The organism is Aquimarina ulvae (genome assembly GCF_053613295.3).
On record NZ_JBSIBP030000001.1, the window covers coordinates 466,409 to 481,555 of the forward strand.

Annotated in this window: 12 protein-coding genes and 1 pseudogene; 10 read left to right on the forward strand and 3 right to left on the reverse strand. The window is 36.1% G+C overall.

Going from position 1 to position 15,147, the window contains the following annotated elements; all coding sequences use genetic code 11:
* Positions 1 to 338 precede the first annotated feature (338 nt).
* The 4 genes and pseudogenes from ACWGOQ_RS02020 to ACWGOQ_RS02035 all read left to right on the forward strand — a co-directional run bounded on the left by ACWGOQ_RS02020 (position 339) and on the right by ACWGOQ_RS02035 (position 1,932).
* On the forward strand, positions 339 to 593 hold the full coding sequence (locus ACWGOQ_RS02020) for a helix-turn-helix domain-containing protein (RefSeq protein WP_452057203.1): 255 nt from the start codon (positions 339 to 341) through the stop codon (positions 591 to 593).
* A gap of 428 nt (positions 594 to 1,021) precedes the next feature.
* Positions 1,022 to 1,318, forward strand: a pseudogene (locus tag ACWGOQ_RS02025) (serine hydrolase); the annotation flags it as partial.
* Positions 1,319 to 1,455: 137 nt separating this feature from the next.
* Complete coding sequence (locus ACWGOQ_RS02030; protein WP_452056881.1) at positions 1,456 to 1,629, forward strand: hypothetical protein; 174 nt, start codon at positions 1,456 to 1,458, stop codon at positions 1,627 to 1,629.
* 90 nt (positions 1,630 to 1,719) lie between these two features.
* Positions 1,720 to 1,932 (forward strand): hypothetical protein, encoded by a 213-nt coding sequence (locus ACWGOQ_RS02035; protein ID WP_458202269.1) that lies wholly within the window; start codon positions 1,720 to 1,722, stop codon positions 1,930 to 1,932.
* A gap of 266 nt (positions 1,933 to 2,198) precedes the next feature.
* Here the strand turns inward: ACWGOQ_RS02035 and ACWGOQ_RS02040 are convergent, their stop codons facing one another.
* Positions 2,199 to 2,390 (reverse strand): hypothetical protein, encoded by a 192-nt coding sequence (locus tag ACWGOQ_RS02040; RefSeq protein WP_452056883.1) that lies wholly within the window; start codon positions 2,388 to 2,390, stop codon positions 2,199 to 2,201.
* Positions 2,391 to 2,490: 100 nt separating this feature from the next.
* Positions 2,491 to 3,324 (reverse strand): universal stress protein, encoded by an 834-nt coding sequence (locus tag ACWGOQ_RS02045; RefSeq protein ID WP_452056884.1) that lies wholly within the window; start codon positions 3,322 to 3,324, stop codon positions 2,491 to 2,493.
* Positions 3,325 to 3,595: 271 nt separating this feature from the next.
* Here ACWGOQ_RS02045 and rimP point away from each other — a divergent pair, with 271 nt between their 5' ends.
* The 3 genes from rimP to infB are packed head-to-tail and all read left to right on the forward strand — an operon-like array spanning position 3,596 to position 8,133.
* Positions 3,596 to 4,063: a ribosome assembly cofactor RimP gene (gene rimP / locus ACWGOQ_RS02050; protein WP_452056885.1), complete on the forward strand. Its 468-nt coding sequence runs from the start codon at positions 3,596 to 3,598 to the stop codon at positions 4,061 to 4,063.
* A 12-nt stretch (positions 4,064 to 4,075) separates the two neighbouring features.
* Entirely contained in the window at positions 4,076 to 5,308 is a 1,233-nt protein-coding gene (gene nusA / locus ACWGOQ_RS02055; RefSeq protein WP_452056886.1) for a transcription termination factor NusA, read from the forward strand.
* 44 nt (positions 5,309 to 5,352) lie between these two features.
* Positions 5,353 to 8,133: a translation initiation factor IF-2 gene (gene infB / locus ACWGOQ_RS02060; RefSeq protein WP_452056887.1), complete on the forward strand. Its 2,781-nt coding sequence runs from the start codon at positions 5,353 to 5,355 to the stop codon at positions 8,131 to 8,133.
* Positions 8,134 to 8,216: 83 nt separating this feature from the next.
* Here the strand turns inward: infB and ACWGOQ_RS02065 are convergent, their stop codons facing one another.
* Entirely contained in the window at positions 8,217 to 8,669 is a 453-nt protein-coding gene (locus ACWGOQ_RS02065) for an SPOR domain-containing protein (protein ID WP_452056888.1), read from the reverse strand.
* 222 nt (positions 8,670 to 8,891) lie between these two features.
* On the opposite strand from ACWGOQ_RS02065, the gene ACWGOQ_RS02070 reads away from it, so the two are divergent.
* Genes ACWGOQ_RS02070 through ACWGOQ_RS02080 form a run of 3 tightly spaced genes read left to right on the forward strand, consistent with a single transcriptional unit; the run spans position 8,892 to position 15,144 of the window.
* Positions 8,892 to 10,214 carry a c-type cytochrome gene (locus tag ACWGOQ_RS02070; RefSeq protein ID WP_452056889.1) on the forward strand — a complete coding sequence of 441 codons (1,323 nt, stop codon included), beginning with the start codon at positions 8,892 to 8,894 and terminating at the stop codon, positions 10,212 to 10,214.
* A 57-nt stretch (positions 10,215 to 10,271) separates the two neighbouring features.
* On the forward strand, positions 10,272 to 13,382 hold the full coding sequence (locus tag ACWGOQ_RS02075) for a TAT-variant-translocated molybdopterin oxidoreductase (RefSeq protein ID WP_452056890.1): 3,111 nt from the start codon (positions 10,272 to 10,274) through the stop codon (positions 13,380 to 13,382).
* 34 nt (positions 13,383 to 13,416) lie between these two features.
* Positions 13,417 to 15,144 (forward strand): helix-hairpin-helix domain-containing protein, encoded by a 1,728-nt coding sequence (locus tag ACWGOQ_RS02080; protein WP_452057204.1) that lies wholly within the window; start codon positions 13,417 to 13,419, stop codon positions 15,142 to 15,144.
* Positions 15,145 to 15,147: the final 3 nt, after the last annotated feature.

Here is a 15,147-nt window from a genome sequence, read left to right on the forward strand (position 1 = left end):
GCGGACTAAATTAAATATCTCGCATAAGATATTTACGATTCACGATCCGTATCTGCCTTATAGATTAAAGATTCATGATAGTCTGCCGTTTTTTACTATTAAATTACAGCCTTGGGCAAATGGATATTTTTTCTCACATCTTAGCGCTCCAGTTATATTTGATATAAGTAAGGAGAATTTAGCGTTACAAAAAAATTATAAGAGGCTTTTAGGAAATGAAACCCTTCATGAAAGATTTATGATAACAAACGGATTTCATCAGTAAACATAATGTTTATTTAAGTGCTACAGCTTTATTTATAAGAGAGGTGTGTGATTATATTTATGAAGAGAACGGTATGGTGTCGATTAATTTATTTAGAGATAGGTTTAAAAAATCACGTCAATATTTAAATAAAGTATTTAAAAAGGAAGTATTATATAGTCTAAAGAGGTTTATTATTACTATTCGCATAATGGATTTGATCAAATTTAAAGTAAAAAATGATCAAATTTTCATGACCGAACTTTGCTACCGCTATGAGTATTTTGACCAATCGCATTTTAATCATGATTTTAAAAAAGTTTGTGGCGTTGCACCAATAAAGTTTTAAAGAACTTCCTGAAATTTTCTTAAGACACAAAAGTTGTTTCCTTTTTTAAAATTTTAATAATAAAATTTGTAGTTTTTTTGTGGTAAAATTAAGGCGATGAGACCTTTTTTCTTCAATTTCTGGTGCTAGTAATGTTCATATCTTTTGCAGGTGATAGTAAAAATACACTTCAAAGAATGAGCTAACATACGTGGATTCGCTGTTTTTTTAAAGCGATTTGTATTTAACAAGGTTGACTTTGCTAAAAAAGTCTAACGGAGTCGTTTATTACAAATGAGCGGAAAGACCATACTTCGTAAGGCATAAAGATTTCGGGTGATGCTACCTCTTCACTATTTGTGGTGCCAGAGAGTCAGTTTGATCTTCGTTCTGTAGCAAAACTGTTTGCCAAGGTGAGTGTTTTAAAGTTAGAGTAACAAGGTAAAGTAAATCGGAACGATTTTATTAATCAATATTTGGATGATTTCCCAAATGGGAATCATATAACTATTCAAAACCTGATGGATAATACATCGGGCTTACCAAGAGAGTTTACTGATTCCACAGATAATTTATTGAATTTGTCTCCTAAAGAAATAATAGCATTGGCAGCAAATGAATCTCTGGAATTCGAACCTGGTATAGAACGTCGATATTTAAATGTAGGGTTTCAGTTGTTGTATTATATTATTGGAGTCATCGATAGTGGATCTTATTCTTTATATCTGAAGCAGCAGTTTTTTTGATCCATTAGAAATGAATAACTCTGGGGGTAATTTTGATAAAAGTCTCAAATACCTGAACAAATACGCTAATGGACATTGTCTAGATGAAAAAAAATAACGTACAGGTAATAGATTCCTTTTTAAAAAATGAAATGAGAATGGATAATTTACCTTCCACAGTAGATGATCTGGCAAAATATGATTCTATTTTGGATACTATAAAACAATCGTCATTGGTGAGAGAAAATAGCATTTCACATGCGGGCGGAACTAAAGGTAAACGAGCATATGTCCATCGTGATTTTGAAGAAGCTTATATAATTATTTTTTAACAAATTATGATGAGATTCCTTTCGAAAAATTAGTTACGGATTTACAAAAAAATAGTAGAAGGTGAAGAAGTGGAGCTTCCCAGAAAAGTAGTGAGAACATCGACATATGTTTCTCCTTTTGAGTTGGAAAAATATGTAGGAAAATACGATTTTGTAGATGCAGGTCATTTGATCCTTACGCTAAAGCTGGAAAGAGATAGTTTGCGAGTGTATCAAAACAGAGAAAACAATGGAGTGCTTTATCCAGAAAGTGAAAGGGTGTTTTTTGGAGATAAACATCCGAAGAATCTCTTTAATTTGTAAAAGAAAAAGATCAAGGTATTATGTTTTAATGGATTTTAAAGGTGTAGAATGGAAAGGTGTAAGAATAAAGCGAGACACATTAATAAATTTGCTGACAAACGAATAATGTTGATTTCGAATTTCAAAATTTTTTAGGTGTGTATATCTTAAATGTTGTGAGATTCCAGCTCCATTTATTTGATAAGGATTCAAAAAAAATCGAACTCTGGATAATAAGTTTATCCAGAGTTCGATAAACATTGACTTCTAACTAGCGATTGCTGTATTTAAAAAGTTTCTTCACAAGTATATACTTGTGGGCAACTAATGTAACTACGGCAATAAAGAGGGCCAGTTACAGAACCGCTACAAGAGCATCCACAAAGTGAAACATCCTCTGATGCGGCTCCTTTAATTGTTTTTTGACTTTTCTTTGAGAGAAGAGTGATCCCTTCAATCTGTAATAATGAATTTTGCATAATAAAAATTGTTTTATGTTATGCTCAAAACTACTGATTAAAAAAATTCTTTAGCTCACTGTTTTCAGGGGGATAAGCGTTAAAATATGTTTAAAAAAAGTTAAATTTTAAAAGTCAACACAGGTCTTTTTGCATGATTTACTACATCCTCTCCAAGACTTCCATTAATAAAGTGGGATAGTCCCTTTCTACCATGAGTACTAATGCCGATCAAACCAGCATTGACTGAATTAGCAAAATTTAAAATTCCTTTTTCTACGTTAATATCATTATAAATGTTTAGGGTGTAGTTGTCGATAGGTAAGTCAGCAATCATCAGATTCATTTTTTCTTCTGTTTCACTGGTGGTTTTGAAGCTATTCGCGGTATTTATCCATAATAAATGAAGTTTTGCGTTTAATTGCTTTGCAAATTCATGAGCTGCAATTAAGGAAGGTTTGTCTTCATCGTCAAAATTAGTGGCGTATACAACATCATTGACATTAAAAATATCGCAATCCTCTTTGATTACTAAAACAGGTTTTTCTGACGTCCTAACAACTTTCTCAGCGTTCGATCCAATAAATAATTCTTCAAAACCCGAGGAACCATGTGATCCCATAATAATCATATCGATATCATTTTTTTTGCAAGAGTCCATAATTCCATGAAGAACATCTTCAAAACTTACCGTTTCAAATATTTCAAGACCTTTTAGGTAATCATTTGCCAAAACCTCTTCAAATTTTTTATGAGTTTGTTTCATGAAAAATATAGCTTCTGGTGCTGGGGCAGAAGCTCCCGAAGACATCAAGTCAACTAAATGAACCGGCATTTCTAAAATATGTAAAAGATAAATTTGGCAGTCATTTTTTTTAGCTATTTGAGCCGCCACTTTTAAAGCGCTTTCAGCTTGTGAAGAGAAATCTGTAGGTACTAGAATTTTTTTAATCATGGTTATAGTGTGTTTAGAATAATAGTCATTACAAAAATTAATTGAATTTGTGTTATTTAATCATACCTACAAAATGAGATGTCTTAAAAATATAGGTTTTAATTCTGAGTTCTCATATAAACTGAGTGGTAAATCATTAATAGTCATTTAAATTTACGAATAAATTCATTCTTAACTAGGTTTTGAATCTAAGATATTATTACTATCTTTGCACCGTTGAAATTAAAAAACCAGATGGAGGGGACAAAAAGTCCCCTCTTTTTATCTACCTATGTCATTAAAAGATAAAGTTCAAAATTTGTTGGAAGAGGCACTATTGGAAAGGCCTACGCTTTTTTTAATAGAACAAAAGATGCATCCGGGTAATAATATTGAGGTTGTTATTGACGGTGATGATGGGGTAACAGTAGAAGATTGTATCGCAGTAAGTAGAGCAATTGAGCATAATTTGGATCGAGAAGAAGAGGATTTTTCATTACAAGTAATGTCTGCTGGAGTTTCTGAAGGACTGACTCACAAACGTCAGTATAAAAAAAATATAGGTAGAAAACTTAAGATTAAAACAGAGGATAAAGAGACTATTGAAGGCGAATTAACTTCTGTGACGGATGATACGATAACGTTGGTTTGGAAAACAAGAGAGCCCAAACCTGTAGGAAAAGGAAAAATAACAGTAACTAAAGAGGCAAGTGTTTCTTATAACGAAATACTGGAAGCAAAGGTTATAATAACATTTTAATTATAGATTGATATGGAAAATATCGCATTAATAGAGTCATTTTCAGAATTTAAGGATGATAAGTTAATCGATCGTGTTACGCTGATGGCGATCTTAGAAGATGTATTTAGAAATGCATTAAAAAAGAAATTTGGTAGTGATGATAATTTCGATATCATTATAAATCCTGATAAAGGGGATTTAGAGATTTGGAGAAACCGTATAGTAGTTGCAGATGGAGAAGTAGAAGACGGAAATCAGGAAATATCTATTTCGGAAGCACGAAAGATAGAGCCTGATTTTGAAATTGGAGAGGATGTTTCACAAGAAGTAAAACTTATAGATTTAGGAAGGCGTTCTATTTTAGCGTTGCGTCAGAACTTGATCTCTAAAATACACGAACATGATAATACAAATATTTATAAGCAATTCAAAGAGTTAGAAGGAGAAATATATACTGCTGAAGTTCATCATATTCGTCACAGAGCAATAATTTTGTTAGATGATGAAGGAAATGAAATTATCTTACCAAAAGATAGACAAATACCATCGGATTTTTTCAGAAAAGGAGAAAATGTGAGAGGAGTTATTGAATCTGTGGAGCTTAAGGGTAACAAACCTGCAATTATTATGTCTAGAACTTCGCCATTATTCTTGGAAAAGTTGTTCGAGTCAGAAATACCAGAAGTGTTTGATGGTTTGATAACAGTAAAAAAAGTAGTTAGGATTCCGGGTGAAAAAGCAAAAGTTGCTGTAGATTCTTATGATGATAGAATTGATCCTGTAGGCGCTTGTGTAGGTATGAAAGGATCCCGTATTCATGGGATTGTTAGAGAACTTGGAAATGAAAATATCGATGTAATTAATTATACAAATAATTTACAACTATACATTACAAGAGCCTTGAGTCCTGCTAGAGTAACATCTATTAAGCTTAACGAAGAAGGAGGTCGCGCAGAAGTTATGTTGAAACCTGAAGAGGTGTCTAAAGCCATTGGCCGAGGAGGGCATAATATCCGTTTAGCAGGTCAACTAACTGGTTATGAGATAGATGTGTTCAGAGAAGGTGTGGAAGAAGATGTGGAGTTATCAGAGTTTTCTGATGAGATTGATTCCTGGATTATAGAAGAGTTTGCTAAAATAGGATTAGATACGGCTAAGAGTATTTTAGAACAAGATATTAAAGATTTGGTAAAAAGAACAGATCTCGAAGAAGAGACTGTTGGTGAGGTTATTAGAATATTAAAATCAGAATTTGAAGATTAATAACTTCAATTAATTTATATTTGAGCATAAAATAAAAGGCATTTATGGCTGAAGCAAAAACAATGAGATTAAATAAGGTATTACGCGAATTCAATATCTCGCTAGATCGGGCTGTTGACTTTTTGAATTCAAAAGGTCATGAGATAGACTCGCGTCCTACCACAAAAATTTCTTCAGAGATCTATCAGCTCTTGTTTGATGAATTTCAGACAGATAAGAGTAAGAAGGTGGCTTCAAAAGAGGTTGGTGAGGAAAAACGAAAAGAGAAAGAAGCACTGCGGGTGCAGATCGAGACGGAGCAGGAAGAAAAACGTAAACGCGCTGAAGCACGTGAAGTTGTAAAAGCTAAAGCCCAATTAAGCGGACCGAAACAAGTCGGTAAGATTGAGTTAAATAAGAAAGAAGAAACTGCCGAACAGCCCAAAGAAGAAGCAAAAAAAGAGACTTCCGAAAAAGAGGAAATAAAAGAAACCGAGAAGAAACCTGAAGTAGTTTCAAATAGGCCTGCTAAGAAAGGTATTAAGCTTGCTAAAGTGGCCTCAATTGATTTAGAGCAGAAGAAAGCAGCAAAGCCAGCAGAACAAAAAACTACCAAAAAAGATACTCAGGCCGCTCAGGATGCTGAAAATCAGTCAGAATCTGTAAAAGTAGAAACACAATATAAGAAATTAGATGGTCCTAATTTTACAGGTCAGAAAATTGACTTGACCAAATTTAAGAAACCAACTAAGAAGAAAGACGATAAATCTGATAAATCTTCAGGGGGAGACCCGAAAAAACGGCGTAGGAGAATAAGTAAAGACGGAGGAAAATCAGGAGGACCAGGTAATAGACAAGGTGGAAATCGTGGGCCGGGTAATCGCGGGCCAGGAAATCGTGGGTCAGGTAAAGGAAGAAGACCTGCGGTTGTTAAAGAGGAGCCAAGTGAAGAAGAAGTACAAAAGCAGGTAAGAGAAACTCTTGAAAAACTTCAGGGTAAATCTAATAAATCCAAAGCGGCAAAGTACCGTAGAGATAAAAGAGATCAACACCGTCAAAAAGTAGAAGACGATGTGGCTCAGCAAGAGCAAGAAAGTAAAGTGCTAAAAGTAACAGAGTTTGTTACTGTTTCAGAAGTAGCAACTATGATGGATGTTCCTACTACTCAGGTTATTTCGGCTTGTATGTCACTAGGTATTATGGTAACGATGAACCAGCGTCTTGATGCAGAAACATTGTCTATCGTTGCAGACGAATTTGGGTATGAAGTTGATTTCGTAACATCAGATATAGAGGAATCTATTGAAGAGGTTGTTGATGCACCAGAAGATCTGATTTTAAGAGCCCCAATTGTAACTGTGATGGGGCACGTTGACCACGGAAAAACATCTTTGCTGGATTATATCCGTGAAGAAAATGTGATTGCTGGAGAAAGTGGTGGAATTACACAGCATATCGGAGCGTATGGAGTGCAGTTAGATAATGGACAAAAAATAGCATTTTTGGATACTCCAGGTCACGAAGCCTTTACGGCGATGCGTGCCCGTGGAGCTCAGGTAACGGATTTGGCTATTATTGTTATTGCAGCAGATGATGACGTAATGCCTCAAACAAAGGAAGCAATAAGCCATGCGCAAGCTGCTGGAGTTCCTATAGTTTTTGCAATTAATAAAGTGGATCGACCAGAAGCGAATCCAGAAAAGATAAAAGAGAAATTAGCATCTATGAACCTGTTGGTAGAAGATTGGGGAGGAAAAATTCAATCCCATGATATTTCTGCTAAAACCGGACAAGGAGTTAAAGAACTATTAGAAAAAGTGCTATTAGAGGCCGAAATATTGGAGCTTAAGGCAAATCCTGATAGACTAGCTTCGGGAACTGTGGTAGAAGCTTTTCTTGATAAAGGTAGAGGGTATGTATCCACAATTCTGGTACAAACAGGTACATTGCGTGTAGGTGATTATGTACTAGCAGGTAGAAATAGTGGTAAGATTAAGGCGATGCAAGATGAGCGAGGAAAGAATGTTAAAGAAGCAGGCCCTTCTACGCCAGTTTCAATCTTAGGTCTTGATGGAGCGCCACAAGCGGGTGATAAGTTTAGTGTGCTCGAAGATGAAAGAGAAGCTAAAGATATTGCCTCTAAAAGAGCTCAATTGCATAGGGAACAATCTGTTCGTACACAAAGACATATTACGTTGGATGAAATCGGACGACGAATCGCTCTTGGAGACTTTAAAGAATTGAATATTATTCTCAAAGGTGACGTAGACGGTTCCGTAGAGGCTTTAACAGATTCATTCCAGAAATTATCTACTGAAGAGATTCATGTAAATATTATTCATAAAGCTGTAGGAGCGATTACAGAAAGTGATGTGTTGTTAGCATCAGCTTCAGATGCAATAATTATAGGATTTAATGTAAGGCCTGCAGGTAACGCCCGCCAGGTGGCTGATAAAGAAGAAATCGATATCAGAACCTATTCGATTATCTATGATGCGATCAATGATCTGAAAGATGCAATGGAAGGTATGCTTTCTCCTGTAATGAAAGAGGAAATTACCGGTACTGCAGAAATCAGAGAAACATTTAAAATATCTAAAGTCGGAACAATTGCAGGTTGTATGGTTCAGACTGGTAAGATAATCCGTAATGCTGGAATTCGATTGATACGCGAAGGAGTGGTGGTGTATACCGGAGAACTTGCTTCTTTGAAGAGATTTAAAGATGATGTGAAAGAAGTTTCTAAAGGATATGACTGTGGATTACAGGTTAAAAATTATAATGATATTAAAATTGGCGACGTGATTGAATCCTTCCAGGAAGTAGCTGTAAAGAAAAAATTATAATACGTACAATTTATATAAATTAAAAAAGCCTGATCATTTTCAATGATCAGGCTTTTTTTTAAACCTTTATGCCGTTAAAATATTTATTTTTTTTCAGGTTTAAAAGGAAATGCTCCTGCAAATTCTTTTTTAATATCTTTTAAAGCTCTGTCCATTTCTAGCTTACTTCTGTAATTGCCAATCCAAACTTTAAAATCGGGGGTTTCCCATTTAATATCTGTTTTCCATTGAGGGAATGTGTCTTCTGCTTTTTTTAGAACTTTTTGAGCTTGATTCATGTTTCCATTATACAATTGGATTCTGTAATTATCACTTAACACTCCATCTTTATCCATTTTCGTTTTGATGTCCAGTAATTGTTTAATCCTTGGATCTTGATTGATGGTTACTGTCGGTTCTGCAGGAGGAGTTAACTCTATAGTGGTAAAAACGGTAGGATTATCAAAATTCGTAGAGTCCTGTGCGCTTATATAGGTGATTCCTGTAAAACAAAAACCTACTAGGAAAAGGTTCTTTTTTTTGCTTAAAATTCTCATTACAAATAGATTTGATACAAAGGTAAAGTTTAATAACTCAAAATCCTTTAAAAATATTATTTAGAATAATTATAAATTAACACTTAACAGTTCGCTAACATTTCTAAAATCGACTTATTATAGTACTTTTGCTGTCGAATTAAATGGACATGGTTTTCTCTCATTTTTTAAGAATAATGAAAAAACCATACCAAAATTTAGACGATAATTCTACTTAATAATATGAAACAGGTGAAATACCGAAATTCAGCCTCAAAACTCCTACTTCTAGGAACTGTTTTTTTATTCTCTTTATTGAATCCAGTTTTTGCGCAGGAAGAAGTGGCAACAACGGAAACCGCTGCTGTAGAATCCACTGAAGGTGGAGATGTTGCGAAAGGAGAAGCTTTGTTTAAATCTCTTTGTGCAGCTTGCCATAAGCGCTATAAAAAAATGACTGGACCAGCCCTTTTTGGAGTGGCCGATAAGTATGAGAGAGAGTGGTTGTATTCATGGGTAAAGAATAGTGCGGCAATGATTGCCTCTGGTGATGCACAAGCAGTTGCTATTTGGGAAGAGTTTAATAAAACTCCAATGAATGCGTTTCCACAATTAACTAATGCAGATATTGATAATATCTTGGCGTATGTAATGGTGCCAAAAGCAGATCCATTGCCTGAAGCTTCTACTGGAGGTTCTGCAGCAGGTACGTCTGGTGGTTCAGGAGTTTCATCAAATCTTGTTCTGGCTGCGTTAGCTTTAGTATTTCTAATGCTAGTAATAGTATTGTTCCTGGTTAATAAGACATTAAGGAGTTTTGCTGAAGCAAACGGTGTTGAGTTGCCTAAATCAGAACCAAGAACCCCGATCTGGAAAGCGTTTGTGCAAAATCAATTTCTAGTATTGGTGTCAGCAATATTTTTATTGTTGGCTAGTGGATACTTTGTGTATGGTTATTTTATGCAAGTTGGTGTAGATCAGGGGTATATGCCTGTACAGCCTATTCATTATTCGCATAAAATTCATGCAGGTGAGAATAAAATAGAGTGTAAGTATTGCCACTCTTCTGCTAGAGTGTCTAAGCATTCTGGTATTCCTTCTTTAAATGTTTGTATGAACTGTCATAAGTCTATTGCTGAGGTAGCAGAGAGTACCGCTACTGAAGAATATTCAAAAGAATTCTATGATGGTGAGATTCAGAAGTTATATAAGGCAGTTGGTTGGGACGAGAATTCACAATCATATACTGGAGAAACAGAGCCAGTTAAATGGGTTCGTATACACAACCTTCCTGATTTTGCATACTTCAATCACTCACAGCACGTAAGTGTAGCAGGAGTTGAGTGTCAGAAATGTCACGGTCCTGTAGAAGAGATGGAGGTGATGTATCAGCACGCTCCATTAACAATGGGTTGGTGTATTAACTGTCACCGAGAAACAAACGTAAAGACACAAGGCAATGAGTATTACGAAAAGATTCACTCAGAACTGTCTAAAAAGTATGGAGTGGATAAATTAACTGCTGCTCAAATGGGTGGTCTGGAATGTGGTAAGTGCCATTATTAATAAATGATTTATTCATTTACGTAAAAAAAATAAATAAGAAGCTAATATCAATTATATATGTCATCAAACAAGAAATACTGGAAAAGTGTTGAAGAGCTAAATGAGAATAGCTCTATTGTTGAGACGCTACAACAAAATGAGTTCGTTCAGGAGATTCCTACGGATGAGTTTTTAGGAGATAAACCATCTCTGGAAAGTTCTTCGACTTCTCGTCGTGATTTTCTTAAATATGTAGGTTTTAGTACTGCGGCCGCTTCTTTAGCGGCGTGTGAAGGTCCTGTGATCAAATCAATACCGTATGTGGTCCAGCCAGAAAGAATTGTTCCAGGCGTAGCTAATTACTATGCGACAACGATTGCTGATGGTTTTGATTTTGCAAGTATTTTAATTAAAACAAGAGAAGGTCGTCCAATTAAAGTAGAGAATAATAATCTGGCGACTTCTAATGGAGATGCCAATGCTAGGGTTCACGCGTCTGTTTTATCATTATACGATAACGCTCGTTTACAAGGCCCTAAGAAAGGTGAGGAGGATATTAGTTGGGAACAGCTTGATAAAGAGGTTGGAACGAAGCTTAATAGTTTAGGTGGAAAAAAAATTGTTTTGTTAACTCAGACTTTTGCAAGTCCTTCAATTTCTAAGTTAATAGCAGAATTTAAGGCTAGATATAACAATGTTTCTCACGTTGTATACGACGCTGTTTCTTCTAGCGAGGCATTAGACGCTTATGAAATGATGTATGGAGAAAGAGCATTAGCCGATTATGATTTCTCTAAAGTAAACACTATAGTTAGTGTTGCAGCAGATTTCTTGGGAGACTGGCAAGGAGGAGGATATGATAGTGGATACGCTAAGGGTCGTGTTCCTAAGAATGGAAAAATGTCTAAGCATATTCAGTTTGAGGCAAATATGTCTCTTTCTGGTGCAAATGCAGATAAAAGAATAAAAGCTACACCAACTCAGCAAAAACAAGTATTGGCTGCTTTATATAAGTATGTGACAGGAGCTGGATCAAAAGGTTCTTTAGACGCTTCTTTGGATGCCGAGGTGGTAAAAGCTGCTAAGCAAATTCAGAAGGCCGGTAGCAATGCTATTGTGGTTTCGGGAATTCAAGATGTAGATGCACAATTATTGGTGTTAGCAATTAACAAACATATTGGTAGTAAAGCATTCAATCTAGATACGCCAAGAAAAATTCGTCAGGGTAACACAAAAGCGGTTGCTCAGCTAGTAAAAGATATGAACGCTGGTCGTGTAGGAGGTTTGTTGATCGCCGGTGTGAATCCTGCATATTCACTTTTTAATGCAAGTGAATTTAAAGAAGGTATCAAAAAAGTAGATGTTTCAGTTGCCTTTAGTATGCACAATGATGAAACCGCTTCAGAATGTAATTATGTGGCGACAACACCGCATTATTTAGAATCTTGGGGCGATGTTGAGTTAAAGAAAGGTAGTTATAGCTTGATGCAGCCTACAATCCGTCCTTTGTTTGATACACGTCAGTTTCAAGAGACATTATTAAAATGGACTGGAAATTCAGCTGCATACAATGACTATATTAAGGATGCTTGGACTGGGGTTCTGGGAGGGACATCTTGGAATCAGGCGTTACACGATGGAGTGTTAGTGAAGCCTGTGCTTGCTAAAGAATCCTTAGAGGCAGCTATTGCTGCTCCAGAAGGGGATGAGGAAGCGATAGCAACTCCTGCTGGTCCTAATGTTGGTGCCGCAGCTAGAAGGTTGTCTACTGCAAAATCAAACGGATTCGAGCTTACATTATATACTAAGACCGCTTTAGGTGATGGACAACAGGCAAACAACCCTTGGTTGCAAGAAATGCCTGATCCTGTTACAAGAGCGTCTTGGGATAACTATTTGACAGTTTCTAGAGCAGATGCAGAATCTATAGGCTTAACAAACGAGAATGTTGCCAATGGTGCCTTAAATGGTAGTTATGCAACGGTTACTGCCAATGGAGTGAATATTACCGTGCCAATAATTATTCAACCTGGACAAGCACAAGGTTCTGTTGGGTTGGCTTTAGGATATGGTAAAACTGCCGGTCTTAAGGAGGAAATGCAAGTTGGAGTAAATGCATATGTATTGTATCAAAATCAAAATGCAGTTCAATCGGTAAAATTGGAGAAAGCTGAAGGAGTTCACGAATTCGCTTGTGTACAATTGCATAATACATTAATGGGTCGTGGAGATATCATCAAAGAAACGACTCTTGAAATATTTAATACAAAAGATAAACACGAATGGAATGCAGTTCCTGAAGTGAGCAAAAATCATATAGAATACGAAGTGACTTCACCAGAAGTTGATCTTTGGGATGAATTTGATCGTTCAGTTGGTCATCATTTTAATCTTTCTATAGACTTAAATGCATGTACAGGATGTGGAGCTTGTGTAATTGCTTGTCATGCGGAGAATAATGTTCCTGTAGTAGGCAAGTCTGAGATCCGTAGATCTCGTGATATGCACTGGTTACGTATTGACCGTTACTATTCTTCAGAAGATAGTTTTGAAGGAGATAATGATAAGAAAGATGCTATCTCTGGATTGGGAAGTTCATTGTCTGAGTTCGGAGAAATGGAAGTTCCTTCTGATAATCCTGAAGTTGCCTTCCAGCCTGTAATGTGTCAGCATTGTAACCACGCCCCTTGTGAAACTGTTTGTCCTGTTGCGGCAACGTCTCATGGTAGACAAGGTCAAAATCATATGGCATATAACCGTTGTGTGGGTACTAGATATTGTGCAAACAATTGTCCTTATAAAGTACGTAGATTTAACTGGTTCTTGTATAACAAAAATGATGAATTTGATTACCATATGAATAACGATTTAGGTCGTATGGTGTTGAATCCTGATGTTACTGTTCGTTCAAGAGGGGTAATGGAAAAATGCTCTATGTGTATCCAGATGACACAAAAATCGATTTTGGACGCCAAAAGAGATGGAAGAGTTGTGAAGGATGAAGAATTCCAAACGGCTTGTTCAGCTGCTTGTTCTTCTGGAGCAATGACATTTGGAGACATCAATGATAAAGACAGTGAAGTAGCCAAATTAACTGAGGATAAACGTATGTATCATTTACTTGAGCATGTAGGTACTAAACCAAATGTGATGTACCAGACGAAAGTAAGAAATACTTCGGAAGCCTAATTAACTAAATAAAGAATCAATTCAATTATAAAGGATTATGTCTCATTACGAAGCACCTATAAGAAAGCCTTTAGTAACTGGCAATAAAACGTACCACGACGTTACTGTGGATGTTGCTGCACCAGTTGAAGGTAAAGCAAATAAATCTTGGTGGATTGTTTTTTCTATCGCTCTTTTTGCTTTCCTATGGGGAATAGGTTGTATAATTTACACAATTTCTACAGGTATCGGAACCTGGGGATTAAATAAGACTGTAGGATGGGCCTGGGATATTACCAACTTTGTTTGGTGGGTAGGTATAGGTCACGCAGGAACATTAATTTCTGCGGTATTGTTGTTGTTCCGTCAAAAATGGAGAATGGCAATTAATAGATCTGCAGAAGCTATGACTATATTTTCAGTTATTCAGGCAGGTTTGTTTCCGATCATTCATATGGGACGTCCTTGGTTAGCGTATTGGGTTTTGCCGATTCCGAATCAGTTTGGTTCCTTATGGGTAAACTTTAATTCACCGCTACTGTGGGATGTATTTGCAATCTCTACATACCTTTCGGTATCGTTGGTGTTTTGGTGGACTGGTTTATTACCTGATTTTGCAATGATCAGAGACCGTGCAATTACACCGTTTAATAAGAAAATATATAGTATTCTTTCCTTCGGATGGAGTGGGAGAGCAAAAGATTGGCAACGTTTCGAAGAAGTATCTTTGGTACTTGCAGGTTTAGCAACTCCACTTGTACTTTCGGTACATACAATTGTATCTTTTGACTTTGCTACTTCTGTGATTCCGGGATGGCATACAACGATCTTTCCTCCATATTTTGTGGCGGGTGCGATTTTCTCTGGGTTTGCAATGGTAAACACATTGCTTATCATTATGCGAAAGGTATCTAATTTAGAAAACTACATTACAATACAACATATAGAGTTAATGAACATCGTAATTATGATTACTGGTTCTATAGTTGGTGTGGCATATATCACAGAGCTTTTTGTTGCTTGGTACTCAGGAGTTGAATACGAACAATATGCATTCTTGAATAGAGCAACTGGTCCATATTGGTGGGCATACTGGGCGATGATGTCGTGTAATGTGTTCTCTCCGCAATTTATGTGGTTTCCCAAGCTGAGAAGAAGTATCATGTTTTCTTTCATTATTTCTATTGTAGTTAATATAGGAATGTGGTTTGAGCGGTTTGTAATTATCGTAACCTCACTTCACAGAGATTACTTACCATCTTCTTGGACGATGTTCTCTCCTACATTTGTAGATATTGGAATATTCATAGGTACTATTGGATTTTTCTTTGTGTTATTTTTGTTGTACGCACGTACATTCCCTGTGATTGCACAAGCAGAAGTTAAAACTATTTTGAAATCATCTGGTGAGAAGTATAAAAAACTTAGAGAAGCTGGAATAGATCATAGAGATGAGCTTCCAAAGATTGGGGTAAAGGTTTCTTCTGAGACTATTGTAAAAGATGTAGATTCTGAAGAGAATCAAAAGAATTTAGATAATTTATTGGGTAATATAGGTGCTTTTGATGCGAACGTTCAAACACCTGATGACTTAAAAAGGATAAATGGAATTGGTCCGGTAATGGAAGTGAAGCTAAATGAACTGGGTATTTTCACCTTTGATCAGGTAAGTAGGATGACTGAAACCGAATACAATTTATTAGATAGTATTACAGGATCTTTCCCCGGTAGAGCACAACGCGATGATTGGGCGGGGCAGGCAGAAAAATTAAAAAACAACTAGAAG

Bases quoted from the DNA above. Each gene is read 5' to 3' on its own strand.
- ACWGOQ_RS02020 (WP_452057203.1), top strand. From the start codon at position 339: ATGGTGTCGATTAATTTATTTAGAGATAGGTTTAAAAAATCACGTCAA.
- ACWGOQ_RS02030 (WP_452056881.1), top strand. From the start codon at position 1,456: ATGGATAATTTACCTTCCACAGTAGATGATCTGGCAAAATATGATTCT.
- ACWGOQ_RS02040 (WP_452056883.1), bottom strand. From the start codon at position 2,390: ATGCAAAATTCATTATTACAGATTGAAGGGATCACTCTTCTCTCAAAG.
- ACWGOQ_RS02045 (WP_452056884.1), bottom strand. From the start codon at position 3,324: ATGATTAAAAAAATTCTAGTACCTACAGATTTCTCTTCACAAGCTGAA.
- rimP (WP_452056885.1), top strand. From the start codon at position 3,596: ATGTCATTAAAAGATAAAGTTCAAAATTTGTTGGAAGAGGCACTATTG.
- nusA (WP_452056886.1), top strand. From the start codon at position 4,076: ATGGAAAATATCGCATTAATAGAGTCATTTTCAGAATTTAAGGATGAT.
- infB (WP_452056887.1), top strand. From the start codon at position 5,353: ATGGCTGAAGCAAAAACAATGAGATTAAATAAGGTATTACGCGAATTC.
- ACWGOQ_RS02065 (WP_452056888.1), bottom strand. From the start codon at position 8,669: ATGAGAATTTTAAGCAAAAAAAAGAACCTTTTCCTAGTAGGTTTTTGT.
- ACWGOQ_RS02070 (WP_452056889.1), top strand. From the start codon at position 8,892: ATGAAACAGGTGAAATACCGAAATTCAGCCTCAAAACTCCTACTTCTA.
- ACWGOQ_RS02075 (WP_452056890.1), top strand. From the start codon at position 10,272: ATGTCATCAAACAAGAAATACTGGAAAAGTGTTGAAGAGCTAAATGAG.